Raw genomic sequence first — 17,929 nt, 5'->3', positions numbered from 1 at the left:
ACATGCCTTCGGCAGTGCTTAGACCTGTGGTTGTGCTCGGGCGCGGACGTTGGTGCATTAATCGTCTCCAGAAACGCTGGTTTGGCTAACCGGCGCTTCCGAGCTATGTTGCCGCCGAGTCGGACGGCGGTAGCGGCCTCGGCATGGCAATCGCCCGCAAACTCATCGAGGCCCACGACGGCCACATGACCGCGACAAGTCGACTCGGCATCGGCAGCACCTTCACCCTGCCCCAAGCCTGCCAAGCACCAACGTAACCCGGTCGCCGGATGGAGAGATCGCGTCGGAGAACATCCGGCTTTCGCCGCCCGTAGACCTGGACGTGGACCGACGAGCGCCGCATGACGCCCGGCAAGTGACTCGATCAAGGGATCGCGACACTGACCACGGCCAAGAAGTCACCAAAGAAGTCGGCCTTGGGATCCCGACAGTTCGCTGACATCGCACGGTGAGAATCCCGGCATGTCCATCATCGGCTTTCCCGTTCGGGTAGCGCGGCAGTGGTTGTCACCGCCGCCGTCACCTTGACTCTCGCCGCCGGCTGTAGTGGCGCTACCAAGACCGACTCCTCGCCCGGCGCCCAGGGCACCACGGGTGTCGCCAGCATCCAGAAGCCGTCCGCCGCTGCCTCGGCCAAGGCAGTCGCGGCGGAGCGTCCCCTCATCCGGCTCGACGCCTCCGACGAGGAATTTCAATGCGTGTCAGATGTCTTCGCCAACTGTCTGCTGACGAATGGCCTCCCCAAGGCAGCGGTAATGAAGGGCGGGTACACGATCGATCCCGCCAACATTTCGGACGCTTGGGGCCCTTTGTTCGACAAGGTGCGGGCTGACCTCAAGAAGAATTGCGTGTCGAAGCAACCCGAGCTTGCGCGGGACCGTGCCAGGCGGCTTGACCCGGCGTACGCCGATCACATGAAGGCGTTCATCAAGTGCCTGAAGGACCACGATGTCAACGCTGTCCTCCAGGACGGCGAGTTGTCTTCGATCGACGTAATGCCCAGCGGGAGCAAGGCTCATTGGATGCAGGACTGCGAACAAGAGGGGTTCGCCAGCTATTTACTCGACGTTGACATGATTGCCGGGCAGGCGCCGAAGGCCGCCCCGATCACCACTGCCCCGCCGAGACAGGCCAGCGTTGCTGCGGCGGGGATGACTACCGTCGCCCTCAGGTGATCGTCGTACTCGGGGTCGAGCCGCTGGGCCCGATCCCAAGCCCCCTCAGGTTCTCGGCCGACGAGTGCCAGCGGTCAGCCTCGTCGGTCCCGTCCGCTCCGGCGGTCGGGTCCAGCGAATTCCTGAACAGTTCCTAACAGATTCTTGACAATCGTCGCTCATCCTTGTTTGCAACCCGGCAATTGCCGGCGCGACGTCGCCGTTTGACCGGGACACACCACCACAGTGAGGTCGGGTGAAAGGCGACGCCTTTGACTCCGCCCGGGTGACGGCGACATTCCCACAGTCCTCCGGAGGTTCACATCAGATCGGCTCCCTGGATCGCCGCGTGCATGGTCATCACGCTCGCCGGCGGTGCGATTTCCGTATCCGAGACGTCCGCGGCTGCGACGGCGCCCAGCCACGGCCCCGGCGTCTATGTCGGGGAACTGAACCCACGGCAGCTCGGCCTGCTGCACGCCACCGGCATCGAACGGGACGAGACCCGGCTAGCCGACCGGTCCGGTGACAAGGTCGCCGTCGAGACCGTCCTCGGCGAACGTCAGGCCGCCCGGCTCGTCTCTCAAGGCGTGCCGCTCAGTCGAAAGAAGACCACCTCGGCACCGGCATCGCAGCATGTGTTCCGGCAGTACAACGTACCTGGTGGGTTGCGCGCCGAGATGGCAGCGACGGTAGCGGACCATCCTGAGCTGGCGGAGCTGGTCACCGTGGGCACGAGCCTGCGTGGCGTGCCGATTCAGGCGGTGAAGGTCACCAGGGACGCTCGGCGGGTTCCGGACGGGCAACGGCCGGCCGTGCTCTACCTGGGTGGTCAGCACGCGCGGGAGTGGATCACGCCGGAGATGACCCGCCGGCTGATGCATCACGTCATCGACGGATACGGCCGGGACCCGGCCCTGACCGCCTTGCTGAACACCACCGAGTTGTGGTTCCTGCCGGTCGCGAACCCGGACGGCTACGACTACACGTTCACTCCTGGAAACCGTCTGTGGCGCAAGAACCTGCGGGACAACAACGGCGACGGCACGATCACCGAGGGCGACGGCGTCGACCTCAACCGCAACTTTGCCGACAAGTGGGGCTACGACAACGAAGGTTCGTCGAACGACCCGTCAGCCGAGACGTACCGAGGTCCCGCGCCGGACTCCGAACCCGAAACCCGGGCGCTGGACCAGCTCTTCAGACGGATAGGCTTCGCCTTCCTGATCAACTATCACGCACCCGCGGAACTACTGCTCTACGGCACGGGCTGGCAGGTCGCCACGCCCAGCCCGGACGACCAGATCGCAACCGCAATGGCCGGTGACCACACCCGGCCCGCCGTGCCCGGCTCCGATCCGGGACTCATCGCGGCCCTTTACAGCAGCAACGGCGACACCAACCAGCACGCACAGAACCGGTACGGCACGATCACCTTCGCCGCGGAGATGTCCTCCTGCTACACCGTGGCGAACGACCCGGAAAGTTGCGCGGACGAGTTCGCCTTTCCCGACGACGAGAAACTGATCGGCGGCGAGTTCCGCAAGAACCTGCCCTTCGCCCTGTCGGTCGCCGCCTCCGCCAAGGACCCCGCCAATCCGGTCTCCACGGTCGGTCGCCGCACCCCGGACTTCACCGTCGACACGTTCGACATCTCGTACGGATCACGGCAGCAGGTCGCAGTCACCGCACGGCGCACCCTGCGCGACGTGACCCTGCACTACCAGATCAACAAGGGCACCCCGCGGACGACCGGCGCCGGCGAGTGGCAAGGCGGCGACCGGTACGGCGACACCGGCGACCGGTACTTCGCCGAACTGCGTGGCACTGTGCCCGGCGCCTCGCCGAAAGACCGGGTGAAGGTCTGGTTCACCGCGGACAAGGGCGGCGCGAGGGTGACCAGCCCGGCGTTCACGTACCAGGTGGCCGACCACATCGGCGCGGACGTCCTGGTGCTCGCCGCCGAGGACGTCACCGGCGAATCGCCGACGAGTACGGACGGCGCCACCTCGGCCCGGTACGCGGACGAGCATGTCGCGGCGTTGCGCCAGGCCGGATACACCGCCGACGTCTACGACCTGGACACCCATGGTCGCCGGGCACCGCATCCGCTGGGTGTGCTGTCGCACTACCGGACGGTGGTGTGGGAGACCGGCGACGACGTCCTCCCGCGAGCCATCGGCCAGGAAGAGGGCGCCGTGGACTCGGCGGCGGCGGCGACCGACTTCGCTGTCCGCGATTACCTCAACGAGGGTGGCAAGGTGCTGCTCGACGGCAAATACGCCGGATACGCGCAGGCGGCCGACGGGCTGTACTACTACCAGACGCAGGGATCGCAGGATTGCTCCGTCGCCTTCGAGACCTGCGCACCGCTGGGCAACGACTTCCAGCAGTACTGGCTGGGAGCGTACGGCTATGTCGAGGCCGAGTCCGCGCCCGCGGTGACCGGCACGTCACAGGCCTTCGCCGGTTTCGCGGGCGCGCTCAACGCCGTCGGATCGGCCGGCAATCAGGACCACACCGCGGCTTTTCAGACCACGACGAGTTCGCTGCCCCAGGCATCGTTCCCGCAGTTCGCGAGCACGGCCGCGATGACCTGGCAGCCACCGGGCGGGGCCCCGTACGCCGCACAGGACGGCGACTGGTACGTGTGGAGCGGGGAAGCGTCCGACAGCTACAAACGGTTCACCCGTACGATCGACCTCTCCAAGGCCGCCACCGGACGGTTGCGTTTCAGCACGTCCTACGACCTCCCGAACGCCGAGGACTTCCTGTTCGTCGAGGCGCACACGCCCGGTTCGGACCAGTGGACGACGCTGCCCGAGGCCAACGGACACACCACCACGGCGATCGGCCAGGCGTGCTCGGACGGCGTCACCACCCACCCGTTCCTGAGCCACTACATCGGCGCGGACTGCGGCCCCACCGGCAGCACCGGCTCCTGGAACGCGGCCTCCGGCTCGAGCGCCGGGCGGCAAGAGTGGACCATCGACCTGTCTCGCTATGCCGGCCGGCGGGTCGAGGTGTCGATCTCGTACGCGGCGTCCTCGCTCTTCCCCGGCCCCGGCGTATTCCTCGACAATGCGCGAGTCGAGGTCGACGGGGTGACCGGCGCGCGGACCTCCTTCGAGACCGATCTCGGTGGCTGGACCGCGGCAGCCGCGCCGGTAGGCTCTCCGCCGGCCGCCGGCACCTTCCGCCGTACACGGCAAGCGTTCGGCGCGGGAGTCACCACTGCTGACTCGGTCTACCTCGGTTTCGGTCTCGAAGGTCTTCCTCCCGCCAGCCGAAAGGATCTCGTCAGCCGGGTGATGACCTACCTGAACAGACCGAGCACGGCGGCGCAGCGGACAAAAACCCGGAACCGGCCGTCGACATAGGCGGGGTGGACCGGGCTGCCGTCCTTACGCACCAACACGTAGGACTGTGAGGCCATGGCTTACGAGTTGGTGCGTGATAGCGGGTGGGGTGTGCTGGTCCGTTGGAGGACCGCTGTTCAGGCTTGAGCGGTGCGGTCGGATACGAGGCCGGCGATGGCGCGGTCGGAGGAGTGCCAGTGGCGCTCGCGTTCCCACTGTTCGACTCTGCCGGGCAGCGCTCCCGGACGCGGTTTTCTGGGCGGTGTGACTGCTTGCCCGCGGTGGTCGCGGCTCAGGCCGAGATAGCCGTCGTCCAGGAGGACCTCGACGTCGGGGAAGTGCTGGAAGCAGAAGGCGATGCCCTCGTTGCGGGCGGCCGTGGCGTCGTGCATGCGCATCGGTCCACAACGTGCGGCCACGCCAGTCGGCGATCACGGTGGCCTTCATGGTGTTCTGTTTCTTCTTCCCGGAGACGAACGCGCGCCGGCCGCCTCGTCCGGCCGGCGGACGGCGGACCTGGATCTCGGTGGCGTCCAGCCGCAGCTCGACGCCTTCGGCCTGGGCGTAGGCGAACACGTCGGCCAGCGTGCGTAATCGCAGGTCGGGACGGTCGGGGACCGCGCACCCCCGCTCGGCCAGGAGCGTGCGTACTTCTGCGATCGCTCGGGTGATGGTGGAGCGGTCGACGCCGAACAGCAGGCCGAGCACCGAGTGCGGCAGGTCGTGCCGCAGATGGATCAGCGTGGCCACCAGCCGGTCGACAAACACCAGCTGGTGGCGGGCGCCGGCCCCCGCGGCCCGCTTCCTGTCCCCACCTCGTGCAGCATGACGGCGGCCCTTGAGTCCGGCCTGCCACGGCACCGCCAACTCCTCCACCAAGAGCGCGAGATGACGCCGAGAGATCCCCGTGAACAGACGATGCGCCGGCACCGCCCGATTGACCATGATCGCCACAGGCGGATCATGCCACCGGCCAGGCACCACGCCTCACCCGCTATCACGCACCAACTCGTTAGGCGAGGAGGGCGACGATGGTCACCGTTATGGCAGCGGCAAGAGTGATGACCGTGGCGAAGGCGCCGGAAGCCCGGCTGAGTGCGGTGGGGTAGGTGGCGCCGTCCATGCGGGCGAGCTTGCCTGCGCCGGCGGCGGTAAGCAGCGCGATGACGATGACAAGGGCGGTGGTGAGAAGGGCGACGGCAACGGTCACGGCAAGCTCCCTGTACACAGTGGGGTGTTGACGTGGTCGAAGGTCGTGGAAGTGGTGTTCGCCGTGGTTCGTCGGGAGGAAGATGAACACTGACGAACACACAATCTCGGGGGCGGGTCTGTGCAGGACGAGCAGAACGGCCGTAGTCCGGCACTCACCAAACTACGCAGGCAACTGGCCGACGGGCTGGCCCGGACCGGGCTGAACAAGACGCAGCTCGCCAACCGCGCCGGACTGGGCCGCACGACCGTGTCGGAGGCGTTCCCCCCCCAAAGATGCTGCGCCATCCACGCAGACGGTTGCTGCGCTGGCCCGCGCGCTGAAGCTTCCAGCCGAGGAACTGCTGGAGTTGCAGCGGACCGCGGCGGAGAATCCGGGCACCGTCAAAGCGGACGGGACGGGGCCGGGCCGTCCGATGGGTGAGTGGGATCCCCACGCCTTGGAGGTCCACCCAGCGGGTCCGGCATCGGAGGGGACTGGTTCGAGCACTTCTGCACAGCGGGCGCTGCCCGGATATGTGCTTCGGGAGCATGACCGCGGGCTGGCCGAAGCGGTACGGGCGGCCGGGCAGGGGCGCAGCCGGATCGTGGTCCTGGTGGGCACCTCCTCGACAGGCAAGACACGAGCCTGCTGGGAGGCAATCCAACAACTCGCCGAAAAGGGGTGGCGGTTGTGGCACCCCTTCGACCCGACCCGGGCCGAGGCCGCTCCGATCACGTCCAGGCGGTCGTATTCCACCCGGAGACCGGACAGTTGGACCTGCGCCCCGACTCGCCCGCCTACGCCACCCCGCTGCGGCTGATCGCCGCACGGATCGTCGCCACGGCGAACAGCACGGCCGGCACCGCCGCCGTGCGCAGCATCCGGGTCCTGGCCGTCGGTGGCTCGCCCGCGCCCCGTACGACCGAGCGTCCCGGTGGCCGCGGTGGGGCCCGAAGCGCCGGTGAGAACCCGCGAGTTGGCCTCCGACGGCTACCGCCAGGCGGTCGCCGCGCACCAGTCCGTCTCACCCGCGCAGCGGGTGGACCCGGATATCGCTGAGGCAGTCGAGCGGCAGAGCAGGGCGATGCGTGGGTTGAGCCGGAGCGCGTTCCCGGAGCCGGAGGCATCCTCGGAAGACCAGCCAGCGCCGATCGAGACGGCTGGCGTCCAGCACCGCCGTGAAGCCAAGGCCACCCGCGCACTTGCGCTGCGCCGGGCGGCGCGTGCCGAGCGAGCGGCCCGGCAGGACAGGACTGCGGTGGGGCAGCTCGAGGGCGCAGGTTGTCAGGATCTCGTCTATGGACGAGATCACCAAGGTTCTGAGGCGGGAGTTCGACGCGGAGGAGGGGAGCTTCCTGCTGCGGCTGCGCGGGGATCTGGAATGGGACCGTGCTGCCTTCGCCCGCCTGGAACGGGCGATGCGAGTCGCGTGCGAGCGGTCCCAGTCCGACGAGAAGCTCGATCGATGGGTCGTCGAAGGGTTCTATGAGGTCGTGACCTGGGTTCCGTCGTGGACGTCACACCCGAACTTCCCCAAGCCGGCGCCCGATGCCTGTTTCGAGGACTGCGTCGAGCGAATCGGGGATCTTGCCAACTGGTTCTTCCGGGGCTGGCACAACTACTCCGAGGGATGTGTCTGGACTGACCTGTGATGGCTTCGGGGAGTTCGGTCAGGCTGCATCGTCCCGGTCGCGTTCGACGGCTGCGAGCCGGTTCCTCAGCCAATAGCTGGGGCCGTTGATGGAGATGACGTCGCAGTGATGGAGGAACCGGTTGGCTTCGGTCACTTCTCAGGACAGCGTTTGTGGATGAGTTTGGAGTGCAGTTAGCGATCAGTGGGCCTGGGGATGTTCACCAGTTTTGACGGCGCCACCGAGCGTGCCTGTTTGGGTCGACTGGGTTGGCTCATGCGAGGGCTGATCGTGCGGCTGCGTGGAACTGCACGTACTCGATGGTCGCGCCTCCGGGGTGCTGCACGGTCAGGTTTCGGCCGGTGGGCACCTCGTTGGGGCCGTCGAGGATTTCTCCGCCGTGTTGCTCGGTGATGCTCAGGATCTGGTCGATGGACTCGACGATCGCGGTGGCGTGGGTGCCGCGGTAAGGGGCTAGGGCTTCCTCTGAACCTGCCAGCAGCAGATAGCCGCCGATGCTCGCGAGGTTCAGACCGCGGTAGGTGAACCGCAATCGTGGCTGCTCTCCGGTGAGCTCGACGAAGGTCGGCAATGCCACCTCCAGGTCGTCGACGTAGACGCGGGCAAGGGTGGCAAGCACCATCACGGCCATCTCCTAGATCATTTCGATTTTCCCGAAACATCGAAGCGATCTGCATACTACGGGTGTCACACAGGCGAAGACGAGGAGGGCCAGTGGAACAGCCCGACCACGCGGACTTGGACCTGGCGGTGGTGCTCCATGCCCTGGGCGATCCGGTTCGGTTGGCACTGGTCCGCCGAATGGCTGAGGACGGTGAGAGCGCGTGTAGCCCGGACGGCGTGGACGTGCCCAGGTCGACGCTGTCCAATCACTGGCGAATCCTGCGCGAAGCCGGGATCACCCAGACACGGCGGGTCGGAAAGGCACGTCTGATGGCTCTGCGTCGCGCTGATCTCGACGCCCGCTTCCCGGGACTCCTGGCCGCCGTGTTGGCCGACGGCTGTGCGCCGAACTCGGCGAAGGACCCGTGGACGCTGCTCTGACCTGGCTGCTGCGCACCCCGGCCGTCGTCGCCACCATCATCGGACCCGTACCGCCGCACGGTTCGACATCAGTCGGCGCCCCTTCGACATGTCGCTGAACGACGACAGGCTGTGCAGGCTCGACGAGATCTGGCCCGGCTCTGGCGGCGAAGGCCCGGAAGTCTGCGCCTGGTAGCCATGCCCCGGGCCGGGACGGCCGCGTCGCGTATCAGTCGAGCGCGACGCCCGTCTCCTCGGCCAACGCGCGCAGCAGGCGGTCCTGGAACGCCTCGTCGTGGACGGCGGGGTGCGGCTGTTCACTCCGGCGGTGGTACCAGTACCCGCCGGTGGTCCGGGCCTCGGGTTCGTTACTGACGGCGAGCCGCTCCTGGGTCCGAGGGCCGAGTTCGAGATCGTCCGGCGCGTCCGGACCGCCCATCCTGGTCGGCACCCGGCCCGGATCCACGGCGTTGCTCAGCACCTCGGGCCGCAGGCGGGCCACCGCGGCCGCGAGCGTCGTGACGAACAGCTCGCTGTCGGCGTACGAACCCGCGCTTGCGCCCTGCCAATTCACTCCGGCGGCGAGCGAGGGGTGCCCGCTGAGGTGCGGGCTGCTGCTCAGATACACCGTGCGGCGCGGCCCGGGCAGCAGGGCCGTCAGCAGGTACGGCGCGACGACGTTGACGGGCATGACGGCCCGGCCGTTCCATGCCCCGGCGTTGTGGATGACCGCGTCGAGGGGCTTGGCGTCGTTCAGTCCGGCGGCGAGGTGCCACGCTGGGTGGATCTGGGCGGACTGATCCAGCGCGTCTCACTCACGGTCGGCCGGACCTGGCAGACGCTGCTCGCCGTGCGCATTCTGCACACCTGACGGTCGTCTCATATCGCCGCCTACGGCCGCGATGATCTTTCCGTGGCTGGTGTGATCACGGCATCGGAGCCGTCTTGGACAGGCCCCTTCACAGGGCTGAGCCTGCGATGCTTCACCAAGTTGGTGAGCGCACTGCGGCGCGAGGGCGCGGACGCGGTCCGTAGAGGCACGCTCGTACCAACCCGGGACCACACCGTCGCCGAGCAGCCGAAGACATCTCATGTCGTCTAGAGGTCAAGTCCGGGCTCAGGCGGCGCGGGTCAAAGGGGCTGGGAAGGCTCGCGGTTGTATGTCGTTCGGTTCTGCAGGCAGTGGTAGAGGCAGCCCAGGAGCTTGTTGAACAGGTTCCGCAGTGCGGCGGTGTGGCGTTCTCCGCCGGCTCGTCGCCTGTCGTAATGGGTGCGCGGAGCCTCAGTGCGGAGCGTGGCAAAGGCCCACGTGTAACCAACACCGGCGAGTCGTCGGTTCTTGACGGTCCGGGCCACGACGACATGGCTGCGGCCCGAAGCGCGGGTCACGGGTGCCGCGCCGGCGTATGCCTTGACGGCCCTCGCGTCCGCGAACCGGGAGCGGTCGTCACCGATCTCGGCCAGCACTCGGGCCCCGGACAGCACGGAGAGCCCCGGGAAGCTGATGATGATGTCGGCGTCCGGGTGCGCGAGGAAGGCTTCCTCTGTCGCCGTCGCGAGGTCGGTGACACTGCCGCACGCAGCGTTGACCTGCTGGATGAGTGCTGATGCCTGCCTGCCCATGGCCTCTTCCACCAGGGGCAGCTGGTGGAGATGTTCCGCGCGGAAGATCTCCCGGAGCCTGTCGACCTCCGTTTCAATGCCGCGGCGCAGGCGACCCGCCCGTGTGAGGAGCGCGCGCAACTGGCTGCGGGTGAGTCTGGCCGCAGAGGCCGGGGTGGGGGCGGCTGCAAGGACCGCGCGTCGACGTCCTGCACGCCATGCTCAAACACCGCACCCTCTACCAGCCCGGGCACGAACAAACAGCCTGACCAAGCCCACAGACCTTGACCAAACAGATAGAAGCACCCCCCGGGTCCTCAGCCTGCCCGGCCTCGACGTCCGCCGGGGATCGGTCGACCCGCTGCCCGTCCCCTACGAACTGGTCCTGTCCCTCGTAGCCGGAGGCGGGGCGTGCGGGCTCGGCTTGACCACGCGGCCGAACTCTTCGACGACGCCCGCTTGGTCCGCATGGCCGAGCACTTCCACACCCTCCTCGACGCCGCGTGTGAGCGCCCGGACGAGCCGCTCTCCCGGTTGCCGATCCTCACCGAAGGGGAGCACATGCAGGTGGTCCACGCCTGGAATCGCGTCGAACCGAGCGCGTCGCCCCGGCAGCGGGCGCCTACCTGCACGATCTGGTCGCCGCGTGGCTCGTAATTACCTGGGGACCAGTTGGGGACCACACGGAGCTCGCGACCCTGAACAGCACACGCGCGGACGCACGACTCGCACCCTAGTTCTGCCTGATATGTGCAGGTAATTCCTATGGTCCTCACTCCTGGGGGTCAAGGGGCCGCAGGTTCAAATCCTGTCGTCTCGACTAGAGGAACACTGATAGTCGCAGATCAGAGCCCTGCTTCACTCCGGTGAAGGGGGGCTTTCGATCGTCAGCCAGTCCAGTGCGGCGACCTGCCGTCCTCCCTTCGCCACGACGTAGAGGTCGTGGGTGCCGGACAGTTCGCGCTTCAGGTTCACCGTTCGCTCCTGCCAGTCGTCGGCGCTGTCGCCCCGGAGGGGTATCGCTGCGACCAGCGGACCGTCCGGCGCGTCCAGGCGGAGTTGGAGTGAACAGGTGCGCGCGCAGGAGGACGTGCTGCGCACGGTGAGTCGGCCGCCGTCGATGTTCACCGCGCGGAACCCCACCCGGTCGCCGGAGCCCAGCACCCCGGTGGCGGCCGTGCCGCGCTTCACGCCCTGCACGACTGTGGCCTGCTCGGCCTGGAGTGTGGTGGTGGCGTCGGGGCCGTCGCCGTACAGGCGCAGGTCATTGACGACCCAGGGGACCGGTCCGCTCGCGCTGAGCGTGATACGGACGTAGCGGGCCGTGGTCTGCCGGGGGAACACCGCGTCCTGGGTGAAGGAGCGGCCCGAGACCCGGGCGAGCGGCTCGCCCCAGTGGGTGCCGTCGCGGCTGACCGAGACCGAGAAGCCGTACGGCTGGCCGACGGTGTCGCGGCCGGCGTCGAGCGAGAGCCTGCCGAAGGTCTTCGGCTCACCGAGGTCGACAGTCAGGTACTGGCCGGAGGACTGTGAACTCCCCGCCGTCCAGCGGGTGTTGATGTCTCCGTCGGTGACAGCGGTCGCGTCCGTACCGTCGCTCGCCGTCGTGGTCCAGGTGCCGTGCCGCACCCGCTGCTGGCAGCCCGGCAGGTCGCAGCCCGTCGACCAGATCGGTGCGCCGTACTCGTACGCGCCCTGGTCGGGGCCCGCGCCCCGGACGTCCGTCGTGATGCCGTCGATCGTCTCGCCGGCGTCGATGGCGGGGGAGCCGGCCGTCAGCCACAGTTCGCCGTTCACGGCGTCCGTGTAGCCGGGCTTTTCGCTGATCAGGTTGGAGCGGACCACCGGCAACGGGTCGCCGGTCTGGGTGGCGCTGACCGGCTTCGGGCCGATGATGTTGCTGATGTACGAACCCGAGGCGTCCGTCGCCCCGCTGAGCAGCACCGAGTTGCCGTTGATGCCCATGCCGTAGCTGGAGTTGTGGTCCTCGTTGGCGATGCTCGGGCCGGTGTGGCCGTTGAAGAAGGTCCCCCGGGTGCCGGTGTTCCAGGCGACGTTGTGGTGCAGCCGGAAGTGGCCGGAGTAGTTGTCGACGTAGAAGCCGACCTGGCCGTCGGCGTCGTGCGAGGTGTTGTGGTCGATGGAGGTGCCGCTGCCGTTGAGGCTGCAGCAGACGTAGAACGGGGAGCCGTCGCGGGACGTGCGCATCGCCTCGGACATGTCGTTGTAGGCGATGCGGTTGTCGTGGAACTCCGTGCCGTTGAGCTGCCAGGCCGTGTCGATGGAGGCTCGCCCCGTGCGCCGGATCGTGTTGCGGGTGACCGTGTGGCCGTTGCCGTTGACCTCGATGCCCGGCGTGTAGCTGCCCATCCAGCCGACATCGTGGATGTAGTTGTTGGTGACGGTGTTGCCGGTGCCGCGCAGCAGGACGCCGTCACCGGCGGACTGGGAGATCTCGCTGTTCTTCAGGGTGTTGCCGGTGCCGAGGATCTGTACGCCCGAGTCGAGGATGCGGGACGCGACGATGTGACCCTCGAAGGGCGGGATCGCGAGATCGCTGTCCGGCGGCATGGGCAGGGTGGAGAACTCCGAGATGTAGCTGGCCCGCAGCCGGTCGACCACAACTCCCTTGCTCTTGTCGCCCGTTCGGAGCGAGGTGCCCCACAGATCCAGGCCGCGCACGGTGACGTACGAGCTGTCGGTCAGGTCGACGCCCCACAGCCGGTGCTTCGCGGTCACCGTGTGCCCGGCCATACCGCCCTTCGGCGGCACCATGTAGAGCCGGTGCGCGGTCTCGTCGTAGTACCACTCCCCGGGCCGGTCGAGGGCGGCCTTGGAGCCGACGAGGTAGTAGTTGCGGTAGTTCTGGTTGCCCATGCACAGCGGCGGGCAGCGGTGGTTGCCGCCCTTGAAGTCCAGCTTGCCGGGGCCGGTCGCGGTGACCGTGCCGGTCTGCTGGGCCCAGGGGTTGGAGCCCGCCCACAGGTGCACGGTCGCGCCGGTCCAGTCGGCGTCCGCCAGGTCGGTGTCGTCGATGTGCTGGTCGGTGGAGGTGGGGTCGGCCTCGGCCCAGGTGGTGTTCAGCGGATCAGGGCCGGAGTTGGGCCAACGGCCCTCCTGCGCCCGGGCGTTGTCCAGGAACACGGCGTTGAAGTCGGGGTCGGGGGGAAGGTCGGTGTCGGCGGCGACCAGACCGTCGCCCGCGTCCTTCCAGCCGGTCACCGGTTCGGTCCCGTCGACCGTCACCGGTCCGTCGCCGTACGCCGCGATGGTGATCGGCGCGTCCTTCGTGCCGGAGGGCGGAGCGAGTCGCTCGCGGTAGGTGCCGCGGTGGATCAGACAGGTGTCACCGGGGCGGACGCGGGAGAGACAGTCGCCGATGGTGCGCAGCGGTCTCGCCGCGGAGCCGGACGCGTGGTCCCTGCCCGCGGGAGCGACGTGGTAGACGCGGCCCGGGCTCGCTTCCTGCGCCTGCGCCCGTGCCGGTGCCGGTGCCGGTGCCTGAGCTTGCGCCTGGACCGGGAGCGCCAGCAGTGCCGTGGCAGCGGCCAGCACGGACAGGCGTCTGAGCCTTCTGGTTGTCATGTGCCGCCTCCAGTCGTCGAGGGTTCCGGGGGTTCCGTCGGGGATTCCGGAGAGTGCCGCCGGGCCTCCTCGGCTTCCGGAGCGTCCGGGGCGCCCCGGACGCCCGGTACCGCGCGTCTCAACCGGTGCTCGCCCGGAGGGTCCACGGCGGGACAACTCCTTTTCCCGGGGGTACGGTTGCGATAGTTTTCGCAACTTGTGATCGCCTCGAAAACGTAGGAGATTCATCCGATGACGTCAACGGTTCGGACGGGATCTGGCTCAGGGCGCCGGCGCACTCTGGCCGAAATCGCCGAACAAGCTGGCGTTTCGGTCTCCACCGTTTCCAAGGTGCTGCACGAAAGATCCGATGTATCGGCCGAGACCAGGGCCAGGGTGCAGCGCATCCTCGAACAGCACGGCTATCTGGCGAAGCATCGTCCCGCGGCCACCGCGGCACCGCCCGGCGGTCTGATCGACTTCGTCATCAATGAACTGGACAGCCCCTGGGCCGTGGAGCTGATCCGCGGCGCGGAGGACGTCCTGCACGACGCGAACATGGGGCTGGTCGTCTCGGCCACGCACGGCCGGACCAGACGCGCCCGCCAGTGGCTGGACTCCCTGGCCGCCCGGTCCACCCGCGGGGCGATCCTCGTGGTGCCGGAGCTGACGCCGGAGCAGCACGAGGAACTGGGCCGGCTCGGCATCCCGTACGCGCTGGTGGCGCCCATCGATGAACCCGCGCCCGGGACGCCGTGGGTGGGCGCGACCAACTGGCCCGGCGGGCTTGCCGCCACCCGCCATCTCATCGAGCTGGGCCACCGGCGGATCGCGATCATCAGTGGCCCGGAGCGCCGGCTTACCTCGCGGGCGCGGGTCGACGGCTATCGCTCGGCGCTGGCGGAGGCGGGGCTCCCCTTCGATCCGGCGCTGGTGCGCTACGGCGATTTCACCCACGATCTCGCGCACCGGCATGCGCTGGAGTTGCTGGCGCTGCCCGAACGTCCGACCGCGGTCTTCGCGGGCAGTGACCATCAGGCGCTTGGCACCTACCGGGCCGCCGCCGAACTCGGGCTGCGGATCCCGGCAGACGTCAGCGTGGTCGGTTTCGACGACCTGCCGTTCGCCGACTGGGTGACCCCGAGACTGACCACGGTCCGCACCCCCCTGGCGGACATGACCGCTCTCGCGGCACGGATGGTGCTGCGGCTGCTGTCCGGGGAGCAGCCGGAGACGACGCGGGTGGAGGTGGCGACTGAACTGGTGGTGCGGGAGAGCAGCGCACCACCAGGCCGTGGATAAGCCGCTGTTGGTCAGTCCTCGGATGAACAGCCGTGTGTGTGAGCCGTATTGACGCATCATCAGCCACTTCCTACCCTCACATCCAACCAAGTCATCGGATCAATGTGGTGGGACGGGAGTCGATGATGGGTGTCAGCAGGCGGGGGTTCCTGGGCAGTGTCGCCGCGAGCGCGGCCGGTGGAGCGGCGACCGGGATGGGTGCCGCGGAACCGGCGTCGGCCCAGCCGGGCCCGCCCGTCGGCCCCGTGGCCCTCACCGGCATGCGCACCGACCGCGAATGGCGGGACTTCCTCGCCGGACAGGACCCGCGCTGGAAGCGACTGCCGCGCGCCTGGTACGAGGGACCCTTCCTCGGCAACGGCCTGCTCGGCTCGATCGTCCACCAGGAACCCGGTGCCAACGCCCTGCGCTTCACCGTGCACCACAGCGAAGTGCAGGACCACCGGCCGGAGTTCGGCCACAACTGGGGCCTGGCCCGCCTCCCGGTCGGCAACCTCCGCCTGCACCCCGTCGGCGCCATCACCGGCGCCGACCTGCGCCTGGACCTGTGGAACGCCGAGGTCAGCGGAACGGTCACCACGGACAAGGGCACCATCGCCCTGCGCGCGCTGGTCCACAACGACCGGACGCTGCTGCTCGTCACCGCACGCGCGAGCGCGGGCGAACGCGACTTCCGCTGGGAGTTCGCCCCCTCGCCCGCCGTCAGCCCGCGCATCGTCCGGGAGGACCCTCCGGCGGGCCTGGCGCCCAACCCCGCCCCGGTGACCACACGCGAGCCGGACGGCACGGGCGTCGTCGTCCAGTCACTGGTCGCCGGCGGCCAGACCGTCACCGTCCACCGGGAACACCGGCGGGGCGACGAACGCTCGTACGTCCTGGCCGTCGCCCACTCCCATCCCGGCACCGACGCCGAGGGACGGGCGAGATCCGCGGTCCGCAAGGCATCGGCGCTGCCCGTCTCCAGCCTGCTGCGCACCCATCGCGCGTGGTGGCACCGCTTCTACCGCAAGAGCTTCCTCTCGGTCCCCGACGAGATGCTGCAGAGCTTCTACTGGATCCAGCTCTACAAGCTCGCCTCCGCCGCCCGCGAGGACGCGCCGATCATGGCGACCACCGGACCCTGGCTGGAGTCCACGCCCTGGCCCGCCGTGTGGTGGAACCTCAACGTCCAGCTGGAGTACTGGGCGGTGCACGGCTCCAACCACCTTGAGCTGGACGCCGTCCCGCGCACCCTTGCCGAGAACACCGGCACACTCATCGGCGGCCTGCGCCCCGAGTACCGGTCCGACTCGGCGGGCCTGCGCCGCGCCACCGACGCCACCTGCGACAGCAGCGGCACCGTCGCCGTCCCGGGCGTCGGCGCCAACCCGGAACTCGGCAACCTGCCCTGGGCACTGCACAACGTCTGGCTGACCTACCGGCACACCATGGACCGGGGCGTCCTGGAGGACGTCCTGTACCCGCTGCTGCGCCGAAGCACCAACTACTACCTGCACTTCCTGTACGAGGGTGACGACGGCAGGCTGCATCTGCCGCCGACCCACTCGCCCGAGTACGGCAACGCCCCCGACTGCAACTACGACCTGGCGCTGCTGCGTTGGAGCTGCACGACCCTGCTGGAAACCGTCGACCTGCTCGGCGTACGGGACGAACTGGCGCCCAAATGGCGGGAGGTGCTGGAGAAGCTGACCGACTACCCGGTGGACGAGAACGGCTTCATGATCGGCGCCGGAGTCCCCTTCGCCAAGTCCCACCGGCACTACTCCCACATGCTCTCCGTCTACCCGCTCTACTCGGTCAACTGGGAACAGCCCGAGCACCGCGACCTGATCGAGCGGTCGCTGAACCACTGGATCGGCTTCGAGGGCGCCCTGCGCGGCTACAGCTTCACCGGCGCCGCCTCGATCACCGCCCAGCTGGGCCGGGGCGACGACGCGCTGACGTACTTGAGGGAGCTGGTCGACCGGTTCGTACAGCCCAACACCATGTACTACGAGGCGGGTCCGGTCATCGAGACACCGCTGTCCGCCGCGCAGAGCCTGCACGACATGCTCTGCCAGAGCTGGGGCGACACCATCCGCGTCTTCCCGGCCGTCCCGGGAGCGTGGAAGGACGTCACGCTGCACGACTTCCGCACCCAGGGCGCGTTCCTCGTCAGCGCCGTCCGCCGCGGCGGCACCACCCGCTGGGTCCGCGTACGCAGTCTCGCGGGGGAACCGTGCCGCGTACGCCACTCCCTGCGCGGGCGGCTCACGGTCTCCGGGGTCGGCGGCCCCGCACCGGCCTGGCGCGACCTCGGCGACGGCGTCGTCGAACTGGACCTGGCACGGGACGCGGAGGCGGTCATCCACCCGGCCGGCTCACGGCCCGACCTGAGGATCGCCCCGGTGAAGGTGACCGTGCCCGCCGACCCGTGGGGACTGCCGGAACCGCCGCAGAGCGGAACCGTCACCCAGCTCGATCTCACCGGGCACTTCGACAACGACGGCATCACCACCGAGATGTACTACGGCGACGGGGACTTCGACGGCACCGGCCGTACGTACCCCATGGCCCAACTCCCGCAGACCGGGCAGACGACGGACAACGGGATCGCCTTCCTCTTCACCAACGGCAGTGAGGGGACGAACAACAACCTCGTGGCGGGCGGGCAGGAGATCGCCGTCCCGCCGGGCGCGCGACGTGCGTTCGCGAAGCTGCACGTGCTCGGCGCGGGCGACACGGCGGCCGTGACCGTCCCCGCGGTGGTCCGGTACGCCGACGGAACGAGCGAGGCCGCGCCGATCCCGCTCACCAACTGGCTGGCGTCCGGCCCCGAGTACGGCGAGACCGAGGCGGTGATCACGGGTCAGATCCACACGCGCACCGGGCCGTCGGCCACCAAGGCGGCCGTCTTCCATCAGATGATCGAACTCGACGCGAGCAGGCAGTTCACCGCGATCACACTGACCGCGCCCCCCGGGGCGGCCAGGGCCCATGTCTTCGCCCTCTCGCTGGAGGAGTGACAGGAGTAGCGGGGGCGGTGGGAGCAGTTGGAGTAGCCGGGACGGTCAGAGGTGGCGAACCATGAGAAGTCGCCGA

12 protein-coding genes and 3 pseudogenes are annotated in these 17,929 nt (G+C 68.7%); 9 read left to right on the top strand and 6 right to left on the bottom strand.

The window, feature by feature from the left end; genetic code table 11:
• Window positions 1-128 precede the first annotated feature (128 nt).
• From ACH4YP_RS01970 to ACH4YP_RS01960, 3 genes and pseudogenes are all read left to right on the top strand, one after another.
• Window positions 129-257, top strand: a pseudogene (locus tag ACH4YP_RS01970) (ATP-binding protein); the annotation flags it as partial.
• A gap of 243 nt (window positions 258-500) precedes the next feature.
• Window positions 501-1,175, top strand: coding sequence for a hypothetical protein (locus ACH4YP_RS01965; RefSeq protein WP_361051262.1), 675 nt, complete (start codon window positions 501-503; stop codon window positions 1,173-1,175).
• Window positions 1,176-1,507: 332 nt separating this feature from the next.
• A complete protein-coding gene (locus ACH4YP_RS01960) occupies window positions 1,508-4,534 on the top strand; it encodes a M14 family zinc carboxypeptidase (RefSeq protein WP_361051265.1) in 3,027 nt (1,008 codons plus the stop codon).
• A gap of 116 nt (window positions 4,535-4,650) precedes the next feature.
• Here the strand turns inward: ACH4YP_RS01960 and ACH4YP_RS01955 are convergent.
• Together ACH4YP_RS01955 and ACH4YP_RS01950 are read right to left on the bottom strand one after the other, a co-directional pair.
• Window positions 4,651-5,458: pseudogene (locus tag ACH4YP_RS01955) on the bottom strand (transposase family protein).
• A gap of 67 nt (window positions 5,459-5,525) precedes the next feature.
• Window positions 5,526-5,723 carry a hypothetical protein gene (locus ACH4YP_RS01950; protein ID WP_361051268.1) on the bottom strand — a complete coding sequence of 66 codons (198 nt, stop codon included), beginning with the start codon at window positions 5,721-5,723 and terminating at the stop codon, window positions 5,526-5,528.
• Between the two features lie 1,280 nt (window positions 5,724-7,003).
• On the opposite strand from ACH4YP_RS01950, the gene ACH4YP_RS01945 reads away from it, so the two are divergent.
• The gene (locus ACH4YP_RS01945) at window positions 7,004-7,357 is read left to right on the top strand and encodes a hypothetical protein (protein ID WP_398488888.1); all 354 of its coding nucleotides are present in this window, start codon (window positions 7,004-7,006) and stop codon (window positions 7,355-7,357) included.
• Window positions 7,358-7,610: 253 nt separating this feature from the next.
• On the opposite strand, the gene ACH4YP_RS01940 is transcribed toward ACH4YP_RS01945, so the two are convergent.
• Window positions 7,611-7,979 carry a hypothetical protein gene (locus ACH4YP_RS01940; protein WP_361051273.1) on the bottom strand — a complete coding sequence of 123 codons (369 nt, stop codon included), beginning with the start codon at window positions 7,977-7,979 and terminating at the stop codon, window positions 7,611-7,613.
• A 92-nt stretch (window positions 7,980-8,071) separates the two neighbouring features.
• Here ACH4YP_RS01940 and ACH4YP_RS01935 point away from each other — a divergent pair, with 92 nt between their 5' ends.
• The gene (locus ACH4YP_RS01935) at window positions 8,072-8,401 is read left to right on the top strand and encodes an ArsR/SmtB family transcription factor (protein ID WP_398488886.1); all 330 of its coding nucleotides are present in this window, start codon (window positions 8,072-8,074) and stop codon (window positions 8,399-8,401) included.
• 208 nt (window positions 8,402-8,609) lie between these two features.
• On the opposite strand, the gene ACH4YP_RS01930 is transcribed toward ACH4YP_RS01935, so the two are convergent.
• On the bottom strand, window positions 8,610-9,071 hold the full coding sequence (locus ACH4YP_RS01930; RefSeq protein ID WP_398488884.1) for a hypothetical protein: 462 nt from the start codon (window positions 9,069-9,071) through the stop codon (window positions 8,610-8,612).
• 222 nt (window positions 9,072-9,293) lie between these two features.
• Here ACH4YP_RS01930 and ACH4YP_RS01925 point away from each other — a divergent pair.
• A pseudogene (locus ACH4YP_RS01925) lies at window positions 9,294-9,419 on the top strand (IS5/IS1182 family transposase); the annotation flags it as partial.
• 92 nt (window positions 9,420-9,511) lie between these two features.
• On the opposite strand, the gene ACH4YP_RS01920 reads toward ACH4YP_RS01925, so the two are convergent.
• A complete protein-coding gene (locus ACH4YP_RS01920) occupies window positions 9,512-10,123 on the bottom strand; it encodes a transposase (RefSeq protein WP_398488883.1) in 612 nt (203 codons plus the stop codon).
• A gap of 270 nt (window positions 10,124-10,393) precedes the next feature.
• Here ACH4YP_RS01920 and ACH4YP_RS01915 point away from each other — a divergent pair, with 270 nt between their 5' ends.
• Window positions 10,394-10,639 (top strand): hypothetical protein, encoded by a 246-nt coding sequence (locus tag ACH4YP_RS01915; protein ID WP_361051284.1) that lies wholly within the window; start codon window positions 10,394-10,396, stop codon window positions 10,637-10,639.
• Window positions 10,640-10,840: 201 nt separating this feature from the next.
• On the opposite strand, the gene ACH4YP_RS01910 is transcribed toward ACH4YP_RS01915, so the two are convergent.
• The gene (locus tag ACH4YP_RS01910; RefSeq protein WP_398488881.1) at window positions 10,841-13,567 is read right to left on the bottom strand and encodes a discoidin domain-containing protein; all 2,727 of its coding nucleotides are present in this window, start codon (window positions 13,565-13,567) and stop codon (window positions 10,841-10,843) included.
• A 231-nt stretch (window positions 13,568-13,798) separates the two neighbouring features.
• Between ACH4YP_RS01910 and ACH4YP_RS01905 the strand changes: the two genes are divergently transcribed.
• Window positions 13,799-14,848, top strand: coding sequence for a LacI family DNA-binding transcriptional regulator (locus ACH4YP_RS01905; protein WP_361051290.1), 1,050 nt, complete (start codon window positions 13,799-13,801; stop codon window positions 14,846-14,848).
• A gap of 125 nt (window positions 14,849-14,973) precedes the next feature.
• On the top strand, window positions 14,974-17,853 hold the full coding sequence (locus ACH4YP_RS01900) for a glycosyl hydrolase family 95 catalytic domain-containing protein (RefSeq protein ID WP_398488879.1): 2,880 nt from the start codon (window positions 14,974-14,976) through the stop codon (window positions 17,851-17,853).
• Window positions 17,854-17,929 lie beyond the last annotated feature (76 nt).

This window comes from Streptomyces sp. NPDC020747 (assembly GCF_044334695.1).
In the GTDB taxonomy this organism is placed as follows: domain Bacteria; phylum Actinomycetota; class Actinomycetes; order Streptomycetales; family Streptomycetaceae; genus Streptomyces.
This window is presented reverse-complemented; position numbering and strand designations above follow the sequence as displayed.